This window comes from Streptomyces sp. NPDC002386 (assembly GCF_053593175.1).
Window position 1 is genome coordinate 88503 of the sequence record NZ_JBSFBX010000002.1, and the last position, 17495, is coordinate 105997.

The window sequence follows — 17495 nt, forward strand, 5'->3', positions numbered from 1 at the left end:
CCGCCCTCCATTGTGCGGGCGGCCGCTGACAACGACGGCGGCGCCCGCCGGTACCCCGTGGGGTCCGGCGGGCGCCGCCCGGTGTTCCTCGCCCGGCGGGCCCGTTTCGGCGGGCCGGCCGGTGTGCTTCCGGCGTCCGCGCTCAGCCGCGCCGGCCGCGGCCGCGCCGCCTGGGGGGCTCTTCGTCGCCGGACTCGTCCCGCTCCGGCTCCCGGTCGCCGTAGGACCCGAGCAGTTCGTCCGCCAGGGACGGCAGATCGTCCAGCGGGGTCTCCTCGGCCCAGTCGGGCCGGGGGCGGCTCCGGGGTGTGCCGTCGGCGCCGATCTGGGGCATCTCCCGCGTGCGGTCCTCGCCGCCGTCGGGACGGGCGGCATTGTGCCCGTCACGGGAGTCGTCCCGGAAGTAGCCGGGCGGCACGCGGTGCGCGGGGTCTTCGTCCCGGACCGGCGGCAGCACGGCGGTCTCGTCGGCGCTACCGGACGGCACAGGCGGCAGTACGGCCGTCTCGTCCGCGGCGCCGGAGGGGGCCGGCGGCTGCGGCAGCTGGGCCGTCACCTCGGAGTCGGAGGCGCGGCCCGCCGTCCGGGCGTCCTCGGCGCGCTCCTCGCGCACCGGCCGCAGCACCGCCGTCTCGTCGGCGCCCGGCGAGACCACGGGCGTGGGCACCGTCTCCGCCGACCCCGGCGAAACCACCGGCGTGGCCACGGTCGCCGCGTCGGGCGTCATGCCGGGAACCTTCGGCTGCGGCGTGCCGGGCCTGCGGGCGGCGGTGTCGGCGGCCGCGGCCGCCTCGGCCGCCTGCCGGCGGGCCTCCTCGGCACGCAGCAGCGCCTCCTCGGCCTTCCGCTGCTTGTCCAGGCGCCGTGCCTCCTCCTCGGCACGCAGGCGGGCCTGCCGCGCCTCCTCGTCGGCGCGCTGCCGGGCCTCCTCCTCGGCCTGCCGGCGCCGGCGTTCCTCCTCGGCCCGGCGGCGGGCCTCCTCCTCGGCGCGGGCCTTCTCCTCGGCTAGCAGCCGCTGCCGCTCCTCCTCGGCGCGGCGGGCGGCCTCCTCGGCCCGCTGCCGGGCCTCCTCCGCCTGCCGTTCGGCCTCGCGGCGCTGCGCCTCCTCCAGCTCGCGGCGCTTGCGCTCCTCCTCCTCGGCGCGCAGCTTGGCGAGCTGCTCCTGGCGCTCACGCTCCAGGCGCTCCTCCTCGGCCTTGCGGCGCGCCTCCTCCTCGGCCTTCTTCCGCGCCTCCTCCTCGGCCTTCTTCCGCGCCTCCTCCTGGGCCTTGATCTCGGCCTCGGACAGCGGCAGCACGGTGTCGAGCCGGTGCCGGATCACGGTGGTGACGGCCTCGGGCTCCTGCCCCGCGTCCACGACCAGGTAGCGGCCGGGGTCGGAGGCGGCGAGGGTGAGGAAACCGGCCCGCACGCGCGCGTGGAACTCGGCCGGCTCCGACTCGAGCCGGTCCGGGGCCTCGGTGAACCGCTCGCGAGCGGCCTCGGGCGAGACGTCCAGCAGGACGGTGAGGTGCGGGACGAGTCCGTTGGTGGCCCACCGGTTGATGCGGGCGACCTCGGTCGGCGACAGGTCGCGGCCCGCGCCCTGGTAGGCGACGGACGAGTCGATGTACCGGTCGGAGATGACGACGGCGCCGCGCTCCAGGGCGGGCCGGACGACGGTGTCGACGTGCTCGGCGCGGTCGGCCGCGTACAGCAGCGCCTCCGCGCGGTGCGACAGGCCGGCCGAGGACACGTCCAGCAGGATCGACCGCAGCCGCTTGCCGACGGGGGTGGCGCCCGGTTCGCGGGTGAGTACGACCTCGTGGCCCTTGGCCCGGATCCACTCGGCGAGGGCCTCGGCCTGGGTGGACTTGCCGGCGCCGTCGCCGCCCTCCAGGGCGATGAAGAAGCCGCCCGCCGCCTGGGCGGTGACCGGGTCGTCGCCGCCGAGCAGCGCGTCCTTGAGGTCGTGCCGCAGCGGGACGCCGGAGCGGTCGTCGGCCTTGGCCAGGACGATCACGGCCACCGGCAGCAGCAGCGCGCCGACCAGCATCAGCGTGAACGAGGCTCCGCCGTGCGCGAAGACGAACTTGCCGTTCTCCAGCCGGTGCGGGCCGATGAGCCCCGCGACGACGGGGGCGATCAGGGCACCGAGCGCTATGAAGACGCGTACGACCGCGTGCAGGTGCTCGGTGGTGCGCGCCCTGCGGTACTCCTCGGTCTCCTGGTCCAGCAGCGCGTGCCCGGTGTTGGCCGCGATGCCCGCGCCGACGCCGGCCAGCGTGACGATCAGCAGCACGGTGGTGACGTCCGGGACCAGCCCGGCGGCCAGCAGGGCGATGCCAGTGAAGGCGATGGCGAGCGCGAGGAGCCGGCGCCGCGAGAGCGAGGGCAGCACCGAGGGCGCGGTGCGGATGCCGACGGCGACGCCGCCGGTCAGACCGAGGACCAGCAGGCCGTAGAGGACCGGGCCGCCACCCAGGTCCTTGGCGTGCAGCACGCACACCGCGACGGCGGCGGCGATGGCTCCGGCGACGGCGGCGCAGGCCGGGACGAGCAGCGGGATGGCGCCGGTGCGGCCCTTGTCGACACCGGTGCCGGTGCGCGGGCGGCGCAGCCCCTCCAGCGGGGACCGCGCGCGCGGGGTGCGCGTGCCGGGCAGCTCCAGGGAGGTCAGCACGGACAGGGACGCGGCGAACAGGCCCGCCGCGACATAGGAGCCGAGGGCCGCCTGGTGCTGGTCGAACCAGGCCACGCCGGTGCCGAGCAGGTTGTTCAGCAGGGCGGCCACGACCAGGACGGCGGCGGCCAGCGGGACGGCCAGGAAGGCGGTGCGCAGCGCGAGCCGGCGCAGGGCGTCCAGGTGGTCCGGCAGCGGCCGTACCGTCGCGCCCTCCGGGGGCGGGGCCGGCAGCAGGGCGGGGGCCGCGCTTTCCCGGCACACCGTCCACAGCCGCTCGGCGACACCGGTGACGAAGACGGTGACCAGTAGCACGGCGAGCGCGTTGTCCGGGATCCAGTCGATCCACAGGGGCGCGACGATCAGCAGGACGACCCGCAGGCCGTCGGCGCCGACCATGGTCCAGCGGCGGTCGAGCGGGCCCTCCTCGGCGGTGAGCGCGGTCAACGGGCCGAGCAGGACGGCGCCGAAGAGCAGGGTGGCGAGGATGCGCGCCGCGAAGACGGTCGCCACCGCGAACGCCGCGCCGCGGTACCCCCCGCCGAAGGAGCCCTCTGCGATGGCCGCCTGGAGGACCAGGACGATCAGCACGAGAAGGGCGAGACAGTCACCGACCCCGCTCACCAGCTGCGCGCTCCACAGGCGCTTCACCTGAGGTCGGCGCAGCAGTGAGCGGACGGCGCGCTCGCGGGAGTCCGCGACCAGGGCGTCGTCCGGTGCTGGCGTGGGGGCCGTTGGCTGCTCGGCTCGCGTCATGCGTTCAGCCTATCCGCAGGCGCCGACACCACACCCACCACTCCTGACGTGTTCACGCCCCGACACCGAAGTGGTGCCGGGGCGTTCGTTTCGCGAAGCCGAAGCCCGAGCCGAGGCCCAGGTCAGAGCCGGTGCCGGCCGGAGTGACGGTCCGGCCGGCGGTCCGGCGGGGTGTCAGTCCTCCGTGCCCGAGGCCGTCGCCTTGGAGGCCGTCGCCTTCTTCGCGGTCGTCTTCTTGGCCGTGGTCTTCTTCGCGGCCGCCGCCGTCTTCTTCGCCGCCGTCTTCTTGGCGGCGGTCTTCTTCGCGGGAGCGGCCTTCTTCGCGGTGGCCTTCTTCGCCGTCTTCTTCGCGGGGCCCTTCGCCCGCTTCTCGGCGAGCAGCTCGAAGCCGCGCTCCGGGGTGATCGTCTCGACGCTGTCGCCGGAGCGCAGGGTCGCGTTGGTCTCCCCGTCGGTGACGTACGGCCCGAAGCGGCCGTCCTTCACCACGACCGGCTTGGCGGAGACCGGGTCCTCGCCCAGCTCCTTCAGCGGGGGCTTGGCGGCGGCCCGGCCACGCTGCTTCGGCTGGGCGTAGATCGCCAGCGCCTCTTCCAGCGTGATCGTGAAGAGCTGCTCCTCGGCCTGCAGCGAGCGCGAGTCCGTGCCCTTCTTCAGGTACGGGCCGTAGCGGCCGTTCTGCGCGGTGATCTCGACGCCCTCCGCGTCGGTGCCGACGACACGCGGCAGCGACATCAGCCGCAGCGCGTCGTCGAGGGTCACCGTGTCCAGCGACATCGACTTGAAGAGGGAGGCCGTCCGCGGCTTCACCGCGTTCTTGCCGGTCTTCGGGGTGCCCTCGGGGAGCACCTCGGTGACGTAGGGGCCGTAGCGGCCGTCCTTGGCGACGATCTGGTGGCCGCTCGCCGGGTCGGTGCCCAGCTCGAAGTCGCCGCTCGGCTTGGCCAGCAGTTCCTCGGCCAGGTCGACGGTCAGCTCGTCGGGTGCCAGGTCGGCCGGGATGTCGGCGCGCTGGTGCTGCTCGGTGTCCTTCTCGCCGCGCTCGATGTAGGGGCCGTAGCGGCCCACCCGCAGCACGATGTCGTTGCCCACCGGGAAGGAGGACACCTCGCGCGCGTCGATCGCGCCCAGGTCGGTCACCAGCTCCTTGAGGCCGCCGAGGTGGTCCCCGTCGCCGTTGCCGGCGTCCGCCGCACCCGCGGCGAAGCCGCTGTCCGGCACCGTCTCGCCGAAGTAGAACCGCTTCAGCCACGGCACGGCACGCGCCTCGCCGCGGGCGATGCGGTCGAGGTCGTCCTCCATGCGGGCGGTGAAGTCGTAGTCGACGAGCCGGCCGAAGTGCTTCTCCAGCAGGTTGACGACGGCGAAGGACAGGAAGGACGGCACCAGGGCCGTGCCCTTCTTGAACACGTAGCCGCGGTCGAGGATCGTGCCGATGATCGACGCGTACGTCGACGGGCGGCCGATCTCCCGCTCCTCGAGCTCCTTGACCAGGCTGGCCTCGGTGTAGCGGGCCGGGGGCTTGGTGGCGTGGCCGTCGACCGTGATCTCCTCGGCGGACAGCGCGTCGCCCTCGGCGACCTGCGGCAGCCGGCGCTCGCGGTCGTCCAGCTCGGCGTTCGGGTCGTCGGCGCCCTCGACGTAGGCCTTGAGGAAGCCGTGGAAGGTGATCGTCTTGCCGGACGCGCTGAACTCGACGTCCCGGCCGTCGGCGGCGGTGCCGCCGATCTTCACGGTCACGCTGTTCCCGGTCGCGTCCTTCATCTGGGAGGCGACGGTCCGCTTCCAGATCAGCTCGTAGAGCTTGAACTGGTCGCCGGTCAGGCCGGTCTCGGCCGGGGTGCGGAAACGATCACCCGAGGGGCGGATCGCCTCGTGCGCCTCCTGCGCGTTCTTGACCTTCCCGGCGTAGGTACGCGGCCGGTCCGGCAGGTAGTCGGCCCCGTAGAGCTGCGTGACCTGGGCGCGGGCAGCCGCCACGGCGGTGTCGCTCAGCGTCGTGGAGTCCGTACGCATGTACGTGATGTAGCCGTTCTCGTACAGCTTCTGGGCGACCTGCATCGTCGCCTTCGCGCCGAAACCGAGCTTGCGGCTGGCCTCCTGCTGCAGCGTCGTCGTACGGAACGGGGCGTACGGCGAGCGGCGGTAGGGCTTGGACTCGACGGAGCGCACGGAGAAGCGGGTGTTCTCCAGCGCGGCGGCGAGGGCGCGGGCGTTGACCTCGTCGAGGTGCAGGGTGTTCGCGCTCTTGAGCTGCCCCAGGGAGTCGAAGTCGCGGCCCTGCGCGACCCGCCTGCCGTCGACGGTCTGCAGACGCGCGACCAGCGACGACGGGTCCGACGGGTCTCCGGCGCGGCCGGTCGCGAAGGTGCCCGTCAGGTCCCAGTACTCGGCGGAGCGGAAGGCGATGCGCTCGCGTTCACGCTCGACGACGAGCCGGGTCGCGACGGACTGGACACGGCCGGCCGACAGACGCGGCATGACCTTCTTCCACAGGACCGGCGAGACCTCGTAGCCGTAGAGGCGGTCGAGGATGCGGCGGGTCTCCTGGGCGTCGACCATGCGCTGGTTGAGGTCACGCGGGTTGGCGACGGCCTCGCGGATCGCGTCCTTGGTGATCTCGTGGAAGACCATCCGCTTGACCGGGACCTTGGGCTTCAGGACCTCCAGGAGGTGCCACGCGATGGCCTCGCCCTCGCGGTCCTCATCGGTGGCGAGGAAGAGCTCGTCGGAGTCCTTGAGCAGATCCTTGAGCTTCCTGACCTGTGCCTTCTTGTCGGCGTTGACGACATAGATCGGCTCGAAGTCGTGCTCGACGTCCACGCCGAGCCGGCGCACCTCGCCGGTGTACTTCTCGGGCACCTCCGCGGCACCGTTCGGAAGGTCGCGGATGTGCCCGACGCTCGCTTCGACTACGTAGCCGGGGCCCAGGTAGCCCTTGATCGTCTTCGCCTTGGCAGGCGACTCGACGATGACGAGTCGGCGGCCGCCCTGTGCGGTCTCGCTGGTCGGGGACAACTTCGCTCTTCTCTCCGGTCGACGCCGACCGCTCCCCCCGGGCCTTCGTCCCGGGGTCACGGCGTGCTTCTGGCTCGTGTGACGCTGCGGAGTGTGACGGTACATCCCGCCCCCGTGTCAAACGGGAAAAGCCCACAACGGCCACTCGAACGGTAACCCGACTACCGGCATTCCTGCCGCCCGGACTCCGCGGCGGCCCCCGCCGCCCTGTCCGGAGCGTGACGCTCCTATTACCCGGGCGCCACCACGGCCGCCGACGTCAGAGGCGGGTCAGGCAGTACGCGGCGAGGCCCAGCGCGACGACCGCGGCGGTACCGGCGAGGGCGGCCGATGCGACCGGGCTCACACCCTGGGAGACCGGTTCACGGTGCCGTACCCGGATGCCGGTCCACACCAGCAGGGCGCCCCCGAACAGGGCGAACACCAATCCCGCGAAGATCGCCGGTCCGCTCTCCATGACCCCGTCCGCCCCTTGCCAGCCGCCCGCCGTACCCAGCGCGGGGAGAGTGGCACGCGCGGGGAACGGGCCGGCGACATCGGGGTGAACGGAAGACCCCCGGGCCACCGAACAGGCGCGCGAACGCACCCCGTCCGGGACCGCCCCCGTATTTTTCCGGCCGTTTTACCGGCACCGGCGCGTTCCGGCCCGTGCCACCGGCATACGACACCGGTCCGGACACGGCTACGACGGCTCGGGGACCGGGTCTACGGCGGCGGGGCGCGATCCACGGCAGTGGGGCGCGGGCCCTCGGCAGAGAGGCACGGGCCCACACCGGCGGGACGCAGGTCGTCGGCAGCGGGGCGCGGACCTACGGCGGCGGCGTCCAGGGCAGTCGGACACGGGCCCTGCGGCGGGACGTAGGCCCACGGCAGCGGGGCGCGGACCCGGCGACGGGACGCAGAGCCGCGGCAGCGGGGCACGGACCCCCGGCGACGGGGTCCACGGCAGTCGGGCACGGACCCCCGCGACGGGACGCAGGACCACGGCAGCGGGGCGCGGACCTATGGCGGCGGCGTCCAGGGCAGTCGGGCGCGGACCCGGCGGGGGAGCCATGTGGAGGCGGCCGCCCCTCCGCGCCGACCGGGCCGCGCCCCGTGTCCGGCTAGTGCTCCGGTTCCAGGAAGCCCTGCTCGACCAGCAGCCGGATCTGCGCGGGGGTGCGGTCGCGCAGCAGGACCGGGTCCTCTCCGACGAGCTGGGCGATCGCGTCGAGGATGCGGCCGGCACTCAGCGAGCCGTCGCACACGCCCGCGAAGCCCGCGCCGATCGTGTCCACCTTCGTGGCGCGGCGCATACCGCGGTGCTGACGCAGCACCACGTGCTCGGGGTCCTCGGCCCCGGGCAGCCCGACCTGCTCCTGGACCACCTCGGCGGTCAGCCTGAACCGGCCTTCGAGCAGGGCGGCGTCGTCGTGGTCCCGGAGGTATTCGAGGCGGTCGAAGTGGGCCCGGATCGCCTCCCCCAGCGGCTGTTCGATCGAGTGCGGCCACTCCTCCACGGTGACCGAGGGCTCCGCCGCCCCGGTCCTGCGCAGGGTGATCCAGCCGAAGCCGATCGCCTTGACCTTGCGCGCCTCGAACTCGTCGAGCCAGGCGTCGTAGCGTGCCTGGTACTCCGCCGGGTCACCGCGGTGGTCGCCGGCGTCCCTGAGCCACAGCTCGGCGTACTGCGTGACGTCCTGCACCTCGCGCTGCACGATCCAGGCGTCGCACCCGCGCGGCACCCACGACCTGAGCCTGTCCTGCCACTCCTCCCCCGCGACGTGCTGCCAGTTGGCGAGGAACTGCGCGAACCCGCCCTCGTTGAGTCGTTCCCCCGCCTGCTGAACGAGCGAGCGGCACAGATCGTCCCCGCCCATGCCACCGTCGCGGTACGTCAGCCGGGCGCCGGGAGAGATCACGAAGGGCGGGTTGGACACGATCAGGTCGAACGTCTCGTCGTCCCGGACCGGCTCGAACAGCGAGCCCTCGCGCAGGTCCGCGGCGGACGCGCCGGAGAGCGCCAGGGTGAGCGCGGTGATGTGCAGCGCGCGCGGGTTGACGTCGGTCGCCGTCACGCGCGTGGCGTGCGAGGAGGCGTGCAGTGCCTGGATGCCGGAACCCGTGCCGAGGTCGAGCGCCGAGGCGACGGGTGTGCGCACGGTGATGCCGGCCAGGGTCATTGAGGCGCCGCCGACGCCCAGGACCACGCCCTCGTCCCGCCGGCCGATGCCGCCCGCGCCGCCGACCGCGCAGCCCAGGTCGGACACGATGAACCAGTCCTCGCCGTCGGGGCCGCCGTAGGGGCGCACGTCCACGGTCGCGGCGACCTCGTCACCGGCCACCGGGCGGAGCCAGCCGCCCTCCAGCGCCTCCTCGACCGGCAGAACGGCCGCCACGCGCGCGCGGGGCACCGGTTGCTGGAGCAGGAAGAGGCGTACGAGCGTCTCCAGCGGCGTGTCGCCGCGGGTGGCCCGGAGCGCGGGCACGGTCTCGCTGCGGGCCAGCGCCGCGTAGGCGGGGGCGCCGAGCAGATCGAGCAGCCCGTCGGCGGTGAAGGAGGCGGCGAGCAGGGCGTCGCGCAGGAGTGCGGCGACGTCTGGCCGGTCGGTGGCGGGCAGAGGGGCGAGGCCGGAGTCAGTCACGCCCCCATTGTGGCCCGGCGCGGCCGGCCGGGACCGCCTCGGCGCGGGCCGGCCGCCCGTGTCCGGCGGCCGCCCGCCCGCGTCCCGCGGTGTCCGTACGCCGGGTCAGCCGGTCGTGGCCGACGCGGGGGCGGAGCCCGATGCGGCGACCTTGCAGCTCGGCTGCTTGGCGATCGCCTCCTTCACATCGCCCTGCTCCAGCCGCTTCAGCGCCTCCGTGCCGCTGTTGCTCTGCTCGCCGATCTGCTTCGTCTGGTCGGCGACCTCGTGCAGGCCCTTGGCGAACTTGCCCTGGTCCTTGGTGTCGAGGCCGTCGACCTTCTTCTTCAGGTCGCCGTACGCCGTGGCGAGGCTGGTGAGGTTCTTGGCGGCGTCCTTCTGCCGCTTGGCACCGCCGTCGACCCCGGGAGGCGCTCCGGCGCTGTTGATGGCGGCGGCCAGTCCCTTGTAGCCGTCGGCCATGTCCTGGAACGCCGACGCGTACGTGCTCTTGGCGGTCTTGGGCGGCAGGTTGCTGTCCGTGGCTATCTTGGCGATCGAGGCGTTCGCCTCCCTGATCTTGGCGTCCTGCCCCGGTACCGCGTCGCACACCGTCTTGGCCCAGGCGACCAGCTTGGGGTCGGGGCCGCTGTCCTCGCTGCCGCTGCAGCCCGACAACGCCACTACCAGTACCGCACCGCCGGACAGTGCGGCCGTGAGCTTCTTGTTCACCGGATCGGTCCCTTCCATGGCTCTCGGCCCCCGGAATCTACACGGCATGACGACGACCCCCACATGCCGAAGGTCCCGTAAGTCTGCTTTTGTGATTCTTCGCACCATGGGAGAGAAGGCTCACGGCCGGGCCGGCACCGCGCACGCAGCGGGCGGGCGGCACGTCAGCACGTGCCGCCCGCCCGCCCGTTGCGCAGGACCGGTGGAAGCGGACTACGAAACCACCGCCGCGTCAGCCGAGTTGGAGACCCGCTCGGCGCTCTCGTCGTCGCCGACGGCGATGCCGCGCCGCTTGGAGACGTACACCGAGACGATGATCACCAGCAGCGCGAAGATCGCGATGCCGATCCGCACACCGAGGTTCCTGTCGTCGCCGTAGGAGAACTTGATCACCGCGGGCGCGATGAGCAGCGAGACCAGGTTCATGACCTTCAGCAACGGGTTGATCGCCGGCCCCGCGGTGTCCTTGAAGGGGTCGCCGACCGTGTCGCCGATCACCGTGGCGGCGTGGGCCTCGCTGCCCTTGCCGCCGTGGTGGCCGTCCTCCACCAGTTTCTTGGCGTTGTCCCAGGCGCCGCCGGAGTTGGCGAGGAACACCGCCATCAGCGTGCCCGCACCGATCGCGCCCGCGAGGTAGGAGCCGAGCGCGCCGACCCCGAGGGTGAAGCCGATGAAGATCGGCGCCATGACGGCGAGCAGACCGGGTGTGGCCAGCTCGCGCAGGGCGTCCTTGGTGCAGATGTCGACGACCTTGCCGTACTCGGGCTTCTCGGTGAAGTCCATGATCCCGGGCTTCTCACGGAACTGCCGCCGCACCTCGAACACCACCGAACCGGCCGAACGCGACACGGCGTTGATGGCCAGTCCGGAGAAGAGGAAGACGACCGCGGCCCCCGCGATGAGACCGACGAGGTTGTTGGGCTGCGAGATGTCCAGCGACAGGCTCATCGGTGAGCCGGGGCCGGTGAGTTTCGCACCGACGTCCTGCACGTTGGTGGTGATGGCGTCCCGGTACGAGCCGAAGAGCGCCGATGCCGCGAGGACGGCGGTGGCGATGGCGATGCCCTTGGTGATGGCCTTGGTGGTGTTGCCGACCGCGTCCAGGTTGGTGAGCACCTGCGCGCCCGCGCCCCGGACGTCACCGGACATCTCGGCGATGCCCTGCGCGTTGTCCGAGACCGGCCCGAAGGTGTCCATGGCGACGATCACGCCGACCGTGGTGAGCAGGCCGGTGCCGGCCAGGGCCACCGCGAACAGCGCGAGCATGATCGAGGTGCCGCCGAGCAGGAACGCGCCGTACACGCCGAGCCCGATGAGCAGGGCGGTGTAGACGGCCGATTCCAGACCCACCGAGATGCCGGCGAGGACGACGGTGGCCGGGCCCGTCAGGGAGGTCTTGCCGATGTCCCTGACCGGCCGGCGGTTGGTCTCGGTGAAGTAGCCCGTGAGCTGCTGGATCACGGCGGCGAGCAGGATGCCGATCGCCACCGCCACCAGGGCGAGGATCCGCGGGTCGCCGTCCTTGGCGCGGATCGCCGCGTCGGTGACACCGCTCAGGTCGGAGTACTTCGCGGGCAGGTAGAGGAAGACCGCGACCGCGACCAGTACGAGGGAGATCACCGCCGAGATGAAGAAGCCGCGGTTGATCGCGGTCATGCCGCTGCGGTCGGACCGGCGCGGCGCGACCGCGAAGATGCCGATCATGGCGGTGAGCACACCGATCGCGGGCACCAGCAGCGGGAAGGCGAGCCCGGAGTCGCCGAAGGCGGCCTTGCCGAGGATCAGCGCGGCCACCAGGGTGACGGCGTACGACTCGAACAGGTCGGCCGCCATGCCCGCGCAGTCGCCGACGTTGTCGCCCACGTTGTCGGCGATGGTCGCGGCGTTGCGCGGGTCGTCCTCCGGAATGCCCTGCTCGACCTTGCCGACCAGGTCGGCGCCGACGTCGGCGGCCTTGGTGAAGATGCCGCCGCCCACACGCATGAACATGGCGATCAGGGCGGCGCCGAGGCCGAAGCCCTCCAGCACCTTCGGCGCGTCGGCCGCGTACACCAGCACCACGCAGGAGGCGCCCAGCAGGCCGAGCCCCACCGTGAACATGCCGACGACGCCGCCCGTGCGAAATGCGATCTTCATCGCGGTGTGCGAGACGGTGGTGAGATCCTTTTCGGGTTCGCCTTCGCCCGGGGTCGCTTCCCGGGCCGCGGCGGCGACGCGCACATTGGCGCGCACGGCGAGCCACATGCCGATATAGCCGGTGGTCGCCGAGAACACCGCGCCGATCAGGAAGAACACCGATCGTCCGGCACGCTGATTCCAGTCGTCCGCGGGCAGCAGCAGGAGCAGGAAGAACACGACGACGGCGAATACGCCGAGCGTGCGCAACTGCCGGGCGAGATACGCCTTGGCACCTTCCTGGACCGCTCCGGCGATCTCCTTCATGCTGTCGGTGCCCTCGCCCGCCGCCAGCACCTGGCGCACCAGGACGCCTGCGACGGCGAGCGCGGCCAGGGCGACGGCCGCGATCACCGCCACGATGATCCGGTTGTCGTGCGTCAGTACCGCGGCCGCGAGGGTTGTGGGGTGGCCAAACTGATGAGGGGTAGAAAGCCCCGCCATTCGTCCTCCTTGACGCTTGGGCTGAGCTCAAGATGTGGACGGATTGTAGGTACCCCGGAGTGATCTAAACAGGGGACGGTAAACGGAATTCGCCTTCTGGCGCTCTTCAGCAAATGATCGGGTTCCCGCCATCGAACCCGAAAGAGGTAATGCCTCAAAGGCATTGACGGCCACATTGATGCTTGATCAAATTATCAGGGTATTGATCGTGAATTCCTTCACGAATTCCGGGGCGTGCCGGAGACAGCGAGAAGGGCCCTGCTCAGCAGGGCCCTTCGTCGCGGTGTACGCGGTGTACGCGGTGTTCGAACGCGCGGCGCGCGGGTTCAGACGAGCGTGACGGCCGGCGGGGCGGTGGGCCAGCTCATGCGGATCAGTCCGCCGTCCCGGCCCGTGGTGACCTCCACGTCGTCAACAAGACCGCTGATGACCGCGAGGCCCATCTCGTCCTCCTCGGCCTCCACGTCCGCGTCCGCGGCGGCTCCGCCGGCCACTCGCTCGGCGGGAACGGCGTGCGGGGCCTCGTCGCCGACCTCGATGGAGAACTGCTTCTCGTCCTCGATCAGCGCCACCTTCACGGGTGCCGTGATGGCGTTGCTCTGATGGAGTCCGACGGCACGGGAGCAGGCCTCGCCGACGGCGAGGCGCACCTCGTCGAGAACGGCCTCGTCCACTCCGGCCCTGCGCGCCACCGCTGCCGCCACCAGCCGGGCGGTCCTGACGTGCTCGGGCAGCGCGCTGAAGCGGAGTTCGACGGTGGCCATGCATCCCCCTCGCGACTACGGGCGTGCGGTACGGGGGCGGGGCCGCCGAGAGCCCGCACCCCCTGCTGTACTACTGGGCCCCGGACCCACCGGCCCGGGGCGGGGCCGACCGGTGTCCGGACCGACGAGCGGTCCGGACCGAGTGGCCGGCCGGGTCAGTCGGTGGCCGCCACCGCTTCCTCGACCGAGGTGTGGATCGGGAACACCTTGGTGAGGCCGGTGATGCGGAAGATCTTCAGAATGCGCTCCTGGTTGCAGACCAGGCGCAGCGAGCCCTCATGGGCACGCACCCGCTTCAGGCCGCCGACCAGTACGCCGAGCCCGGTGGAGTCGAGGAAGTCCACGCCCTCCATGTCGACGACGAGGTGGAAATTCCCGTCGTTCACCAGCTCGACCAACTGCTCGCGCAGCTTGGGCGCGGTGTATACATCGATTTCGCCACCGACCTCGACGACCGTACGATCGCCGACGGTACGGGTCGACAGGGACAGGTCCACGGATCCTCCAGCACCTTGCTATCGAGCGGTCGCCCCTCGGGACATCGGCTTGCGGCCCCCGGGGCGCACCGCCAGCCGCGATGGCATTCAATCACTTACCGGCATGCGTGCACGACGCCTTGGCTCCATTGTCCGTCACGCCGGTGACACACTCGGTGCCGATGGCCAAGAATCACCGATCCGATCGACCCGTGGCAGACCCGGCGTCCCGCCCGTCTCCGGGCACCGTTCTGGACCGGCTCGCCTCCGGGCCGAGCCGCTCCTCGCGCATCACTCATACGGAGCACTTGCCCCCGCGTGCGGGTCGGCATGCCGTCTGGCCTGACCGGATTCGCTCCGAGGTGATCGCCGCGGTGCAGGCGTGCGGCATCGAGCACCCGTGGGCCCACCAGGCCCTGGCCGCCGAGCACGCCCTGGACGGCGACTCGGTGGTGGTCGCCACCGGCACCGCCTCCGGCAAGTCCCTCGCCTACCTCGTGCCGGTCATGTCGACCCTGCTGGACGGCTCCGAGGCCCCGAACGGCCGCGGGGCCACCGCCCTGTACCTGGCGCCCACCAAGGCGCTCGCGGCGGACCAGTGCCGCTCGGTGAAGGAACTTTCACAACCTTTGGCCGGGGCCGTACGCCCAGCCGTGTACGACGGCGACACCCCGTACGAGGAACGGGAGTGGATCCGCCAGTACGCGAACTACGTCCTCACCAACCCCGACATGCTGCACCGCGGGATATTGCCCTCCCACCCCCGCTGGTCCTCCTTCCTCAAGGCGCTCAAGTACGTCGTCATCGACGAGTGCCACACCTACCGGGGCGTGTTCGGCTCGCACGTCGCCCAGGTGCTGCGCCGGCTGCGCCGCCTGTGCGCGCGCTACGGCGCCTCGCCCGTGTTCCTGCTGGCCTCCGCGACCGCCGCCGAGCCCGCCGTGGCCGCCGGCCGGCTCACCGGACTGCCGGTGGTGGAGGTCGCCGACGACGCCTCCCCGCGCGGCGAGCTGGTCTTCGCCCTGTGGGAGCCCCCGCTCACCGAACTGCACGGCGAGAAGGGCGCACCCGTCCGGCGTACCGCCACCGCCGAGACGGCCGACCTGCTGACCGATCTCACCGTGCAGGGCGTGCGCTCGGTCGCCTTCGTGCGCTCCCGGCGCGGCGCCGAGCTGATCTCGGTGATCACCCAGGAGCGCCTGGCCGAAATCGACCGTTCCCTCGTCCGGCGTGTCGCGGCCTACCGGGGCGGCTACCTCCCCGAGGAACGCCGGGCCCTGGAACGCGCCCTGCACTCCGGCGAACTCCTCGGACTCGCCGCCACGACGGCCCTGGAGCTGGGCGTGGACGTCTCCGGCCTGGACGCGGTACTCATCGCCGGGTACCCCGGGACACGCGCCTCCCTGTGGCAGCAGGCGGGCCGCGCGGGCCGATCCGGACAGGGCGCCCTGGCGGTGCTGGTGGCCCGCGACGACCCACTGGACACCTTCCTCGTCCATCATCCCGAGGCCCTGTTCGACCAACCGGTGGAATCCACCGTCCTCGACCCCGACAACCCGTACGTCCTCGCCCCGCACCTGTGTGCCGCGGCGGCGGAGATCCCGCTGACCGACGAGGACCTCGAACTCTTCGGTCCCGCCTGCGCGGAGCTGCTGCCCCAGCTGGAGGCCGCGAAGCTGCTGCGCCGCCGTACCCGGGCCTGGCACTGGACCCGCCGGGAGCGGGCCGCCGACCTGACCGACATCCGCGGCGCGGGCGGGCGGCCGGTGCAGGTCGTGGAGGCGGGCACGGGCCGTCTGCTCGGCACGGTCGACGCGGGCGCCGCGCACTCCGCGGTGCACGAGGGCGCGGTGCACCTGCACCAGGGCCGCACCTACCTGGTGCGCTCGCTGGACCTGGAGGACTCCGTCGCGCTGGTCGAACAGGCCGACCCGCCGTACTCGACGGTCGCCCGGGACACCACGTCGATCTCCGTCCTGGAGACGGACGTCGAGATCCCCTGGGGCTCCGGCCGGCTCTGCTACGGCTCGGTCGAGGTCACCAACCAGGTGGTCTCCTTCCTGCGGCGGCGGCTCATCACGGGTGAAGTGCTCGGTGAGACGAAGCTCGACCTCCCTCCTCGTACGCTGCGCACGCGCGCGGTGTGGTGGACGGTCACCGAGGACCAGCTAGACGAGGCGCGGATCACCCCGGAGATCCTCGGCGGCTCCCTGCACGCCGCCGAGCACGCCTCGATCGGCATGCTCCCCCTGTTCGCCACCTGCGACCGCTGGGACATCGGCGGGGTGTCGGTCCCGCTGCACCCGGACACCCTCCTGCCGACGGTGTTCGTCTACGACGGCCATCCGGGGGGCGCGGGCTTCGCGGAGCGCGCCTTCCACACCGCCCGCGCCTGGCTCACCGCGACCCGGGAGGCCATCGCCTCCTGCGAGTGCGAGGCGGGCTGCCCCTCCTGCATCCAGTCCCCCAAGTGCGGCAACGGCAACGACCCGCTGCACAAGAGGGGGGCGGTACGGCTCCTCACGGTGCTGCTCCGGGAGGCTCCCGAGGAGAAGCCGCGGGAGGACTCGGCGGACAGAGCTGAGGGCTGAGGGGCTGGAGGGCGGGCGGCCTGGCGGCCTGAGGGGCTGGGGGCCTGAAGGGCTGAGCGGCCGATGCCTGAGAGGCCGGGGCGGGCCTTCCCGATCAACGGGACGGTCTCGGCATCATGGGGACGGTCTCGGCGCGGCTGTCCCCGCCGTCGGGGGCAGGGGCCCGGGCGGCCCGGCTCTGGCTCTGACCTCCGCGGCGAACGGCCCACGTCCCGAGGCCGCAGTGACGTCCGAGGTCTCACCCGCGATCACACACCGCGCCAGCCGGACCCCCTGGGCCGTCGCCACTCGTTCCGCCCGGGCACAGGCGCCGGCGGTTCCCTCGGCCCAGTGGTCCGCGGCGGCGAGCGCCGCCAGATCCGCGCCGCCGGCCGCCCGGTGTCTGACCACGACCGCCTGCCCCAGGGCGAGCACGGCGCCGAACACCACGCACAGCACGGTGATCACCCCGACGCTCCAGACGGTGGCGGAGCCCCGATCCGAACTCCGGGCTCCGCAGCGGACTTTCCGCCACCGGCACCTCACGACCCCGGCTCCCTCGCGGGCCCGTCCACGGCGCCTGCGCCGAGACCCGCTCCAGCAGCGGCACCGGTGTCCGCACCTGTGCCCGTGCCTGCGCCTCCACCGGTTCCGGTACCGGTCCCCGTATCGCCGCCGGTGCCATTGCCGCTGCCCGCGCCCGTGCCGGTAGAGGTCCCCACATCAGCGCCCCTGCCATTGCCGGTGCCCGCGCCGGTTCCGGCTCCAGTCCCCGTATCGACGCCGGTACCCGCGCCGACGGTCTCCTCAGCCGCCGCCACCGCCTCCTCCCGTACCTCGAACGGCAGTCCGGACAGCACGGGTGGTCTGGCCACCACCGTCACCCGGACCTGGTCACCCGCCCGGCCGACCGTCACCCGCGCGCCGCGCGGTGCCGCCTGCCGGGTCACCTTCACCACCGCGTCGGACGGGTCCTGCCGGGCGGCGGCCCGGGCGCCGGTGCGGGCGGCGTCCACGCACTGGATCTGGGCCGCCACCACGAGCAGCCCCCAGACCAGCGCCATGCTGAACGCCACCAGCACCGACAGCACCACGGCCGACTCCGCGGTCACGAACCCGCGGTCAGACCCCCGCTCACATCCGCGCACTGAGGGCCCGTTTCACGATGGCCTGCAGTTCCGCCTTGACCTGGCCGCTGGTGACGACCTCGTAGAGCAGCAACGCGAATCCGACCGCGGCCACGATCCCCATCGCGTACTCGGAGGTCACCATCCCGCCGTCCGCGCGCCATCGCT

Annotated in this window: 11 protein-coding genes and 1 pseudogene; 1 reads left to right on the forward strand and 11 read right to left on the reverse strand. The window is 72.5% G+C overall.

What is annotated here, in order from left to right; all coding sequences use genetic code 11:
- Window positions 1–142: 142 nt before the first annotated feature.
- The 8 genes from tmk to bldG all read right to left on the reverse strand — a co-directional run bounded on the left by tmk (window position 143) and on the right by bldG (window position 13651).
- Window positions 143–3418: a dTMP kinase gene (gene tmk, locus ACWCPN_RS04525; protein WP_451202381.1), complete on the reverse strand. Its 3276-nt coding sequence runs from the start codon at window positions 3416–3418 to the stop codon at window positions 143–145.
- Window positions 3419–3592: 174 nt separating this feature from the next.
- Complete coding sequence (topA, locus tag ACWCPN_RS04530) at window positions 3593–6436, reverse strand: type I DNA topoisomerase (protein WP_451202382.1); 2844 nt, start codon at window positions 6434–6436, stop codon at window positions 3593–3595.
- A gap of 259 nt (window positions 6437–6695) precedes the next feature.
- Window positions 6696–6893, reverse strand: coding sequence for a hypothetical protein (locus ACWCPN_RS04535; RefSeq protein WP_451202384.1), 198 nt, complete (start codon window positions 6891–6893; stop codon window positions 6696–6698).
- A gap of 646 nt (window positions 6894–7539) precedes the next feature.
- On the reverse strand, window positions 7540–9060 hold the full coding sequence (locus tag ACWCPN_RS04540; protein ID WP_451202385.1) for a DUF7059 domain-containing protein: 1521 nt from the start codon (window positions 9058–9060) through the stop codon (window positions 7540–7542).
- A gap of 105 nt (window positions 9061–9165) precedes the next feature.
- A complete protein-coding gene (locus ACWCPN_RS04545) occupies window positions 9166–9771 on the reverse strand; it encodes a small secreted protein (protein ID WP_365121218.1) in 606 nt (201 codons plus the stop codon).
- A 213-nt stretch (window positions 9772–9984) separates the two neighbouring features.
- Window positions 9985–12390, reverse strand: coding sequence for a sodium-translocating pyrophosphatase (locus ACWCPN_RS04550; RefSeq protein ID WP_451202386.1), 2406 nt, complete (start codon window positions 12388–12390; stop codon window positions 9985–9987).
- Between the two features lie 326 nt (window positions 12391–12716).
- Complete coding sequence (locus ACWCPN_RS04555; protein WP_199211410.1) at window positions 12717–13154, reverse strand: ATP-binding protein; 438 nt, start codon at window positions 13152–13154, stop codon at window positions 12717–12719.
- A gap of 155 nt (window positions 13155–13309) precedes the next feature.
- On the reverse strand, window positions 13310–13651 hold the full coding sequence (bldG, locus tag ACWCPN_RS04560) for an anti-sigma factor antagonist BldG (RefSeq protein ID WP_010986038.1): 342 nt from the start codon (window positions 13649–13651) through the stop codon (window positions 13310–13312).
- Window positions 13652–13731: 80 nt separating this feature from the next.
- Here bldG and ACWCPN_RS04565 point away from each other — a divergent pair, with 80 nt between their 5' ends.
- Window positions 13732–16221 (forward strand): DEAD/DEAH box helicase, encoded by a 2490-nt coding sequence (locus ACWCPN_RS04565; protein ID WP_451202387.1) that lies wholly within the window; start codon window positions 13732–13734, stop codon window positions 16219–16221.
- 114 nt (window positions 16222–16335) lie between these two features.
- On the opposite strand, the gene ACWCPN_RS04570 is transcribed toward ACWCPN_RS04565, so the two are convergent.
- From ACWCPN_RS04570 to ACWCPN_RS04580, 3 genes and pseudogenes are all read right to left on the reverse strand, one after another.
- Window positions 16336–16746: an Rv3654c family TadE-like protein gene (locus ACWCPN_RS04570; protein ID WP_451202388.1), complete on the reverse strand. Its 411-nt coding sequence runs from the start codon at window positions 16744–16746 to the stop codon at window positions 16336–16338.
- Between the two features lie 242 nt (window positions 16747–16988).
- A pseudogene (locus ACWCPN_RS04575) lies at window positions 16989–17348 on the reverse strand (TadE family type IV pilus minor pilin); the annotation flags it as partial.
- The gene (locus ACWCPN_RS04580; protein ID WP_358933122.1) at window positions 17335–17472 is read right to left on the reverse strand and encodes a DUF4244 domain-containing protein; all 138 of its coding nucleotides are present in this window, start codon (window positions 17470–17472) and stop codon (window positions 17335–17337) included. The gene ACWCPN_RS04580 and the pseudogene ACWCPN_RS04575, both read right to left, overlap by 14 nt.
- Window positions 17473–17495: the final 23 nt, after the last annotated feature.

Bases quoted from the DNA above. Each gene is read 5' to 3' on its own strand.
- tmk (WP_451202381.1), bottom strand. From the start codon at position 3,418: ATGACGCGAGCCGAGCAGCCAACGGCCCCCACGCCAGCACCGGACGAC.
- ACWCPN_RS04535 (WP_451202384.1), bottom strand. From the start codon at position 6,893: ATGGAGAGCGGACCGGCGATCTTCGCGGGATTGGTGTTCGCCCTGTTC.
- ACWCPN_RS04550 (WP_451202386.1), bottom strand. From the start codon at position 12,390: ATGGCGGGGCTTTCTACCCCTCATCAGTTTGGCCACCCCACAACCCTC.
- ACWCPN_RS04555 (WP_199211410.1), bottom strand. From the start codon at position 13,154: ATGGCCACCGTCGAACTCCGCTTCAGCGCGCTGCCCGAGCACGTCAGG.
- ACWCPN_RS04565 (WP_451202387.1), top strand. From the start codon at position 13,732: ATGGCATTCAATCACTTACCGGCATGCGTGCACGACGCCTTGGCTCCA.
- ACWCPN_RS04580 (WP_358933122.1), bottom strand. From the start codon at position 17,472: ATGGTGACCTCCGAGTACGCGATGGGGATCGTGGCCGCGGTCGGATTC.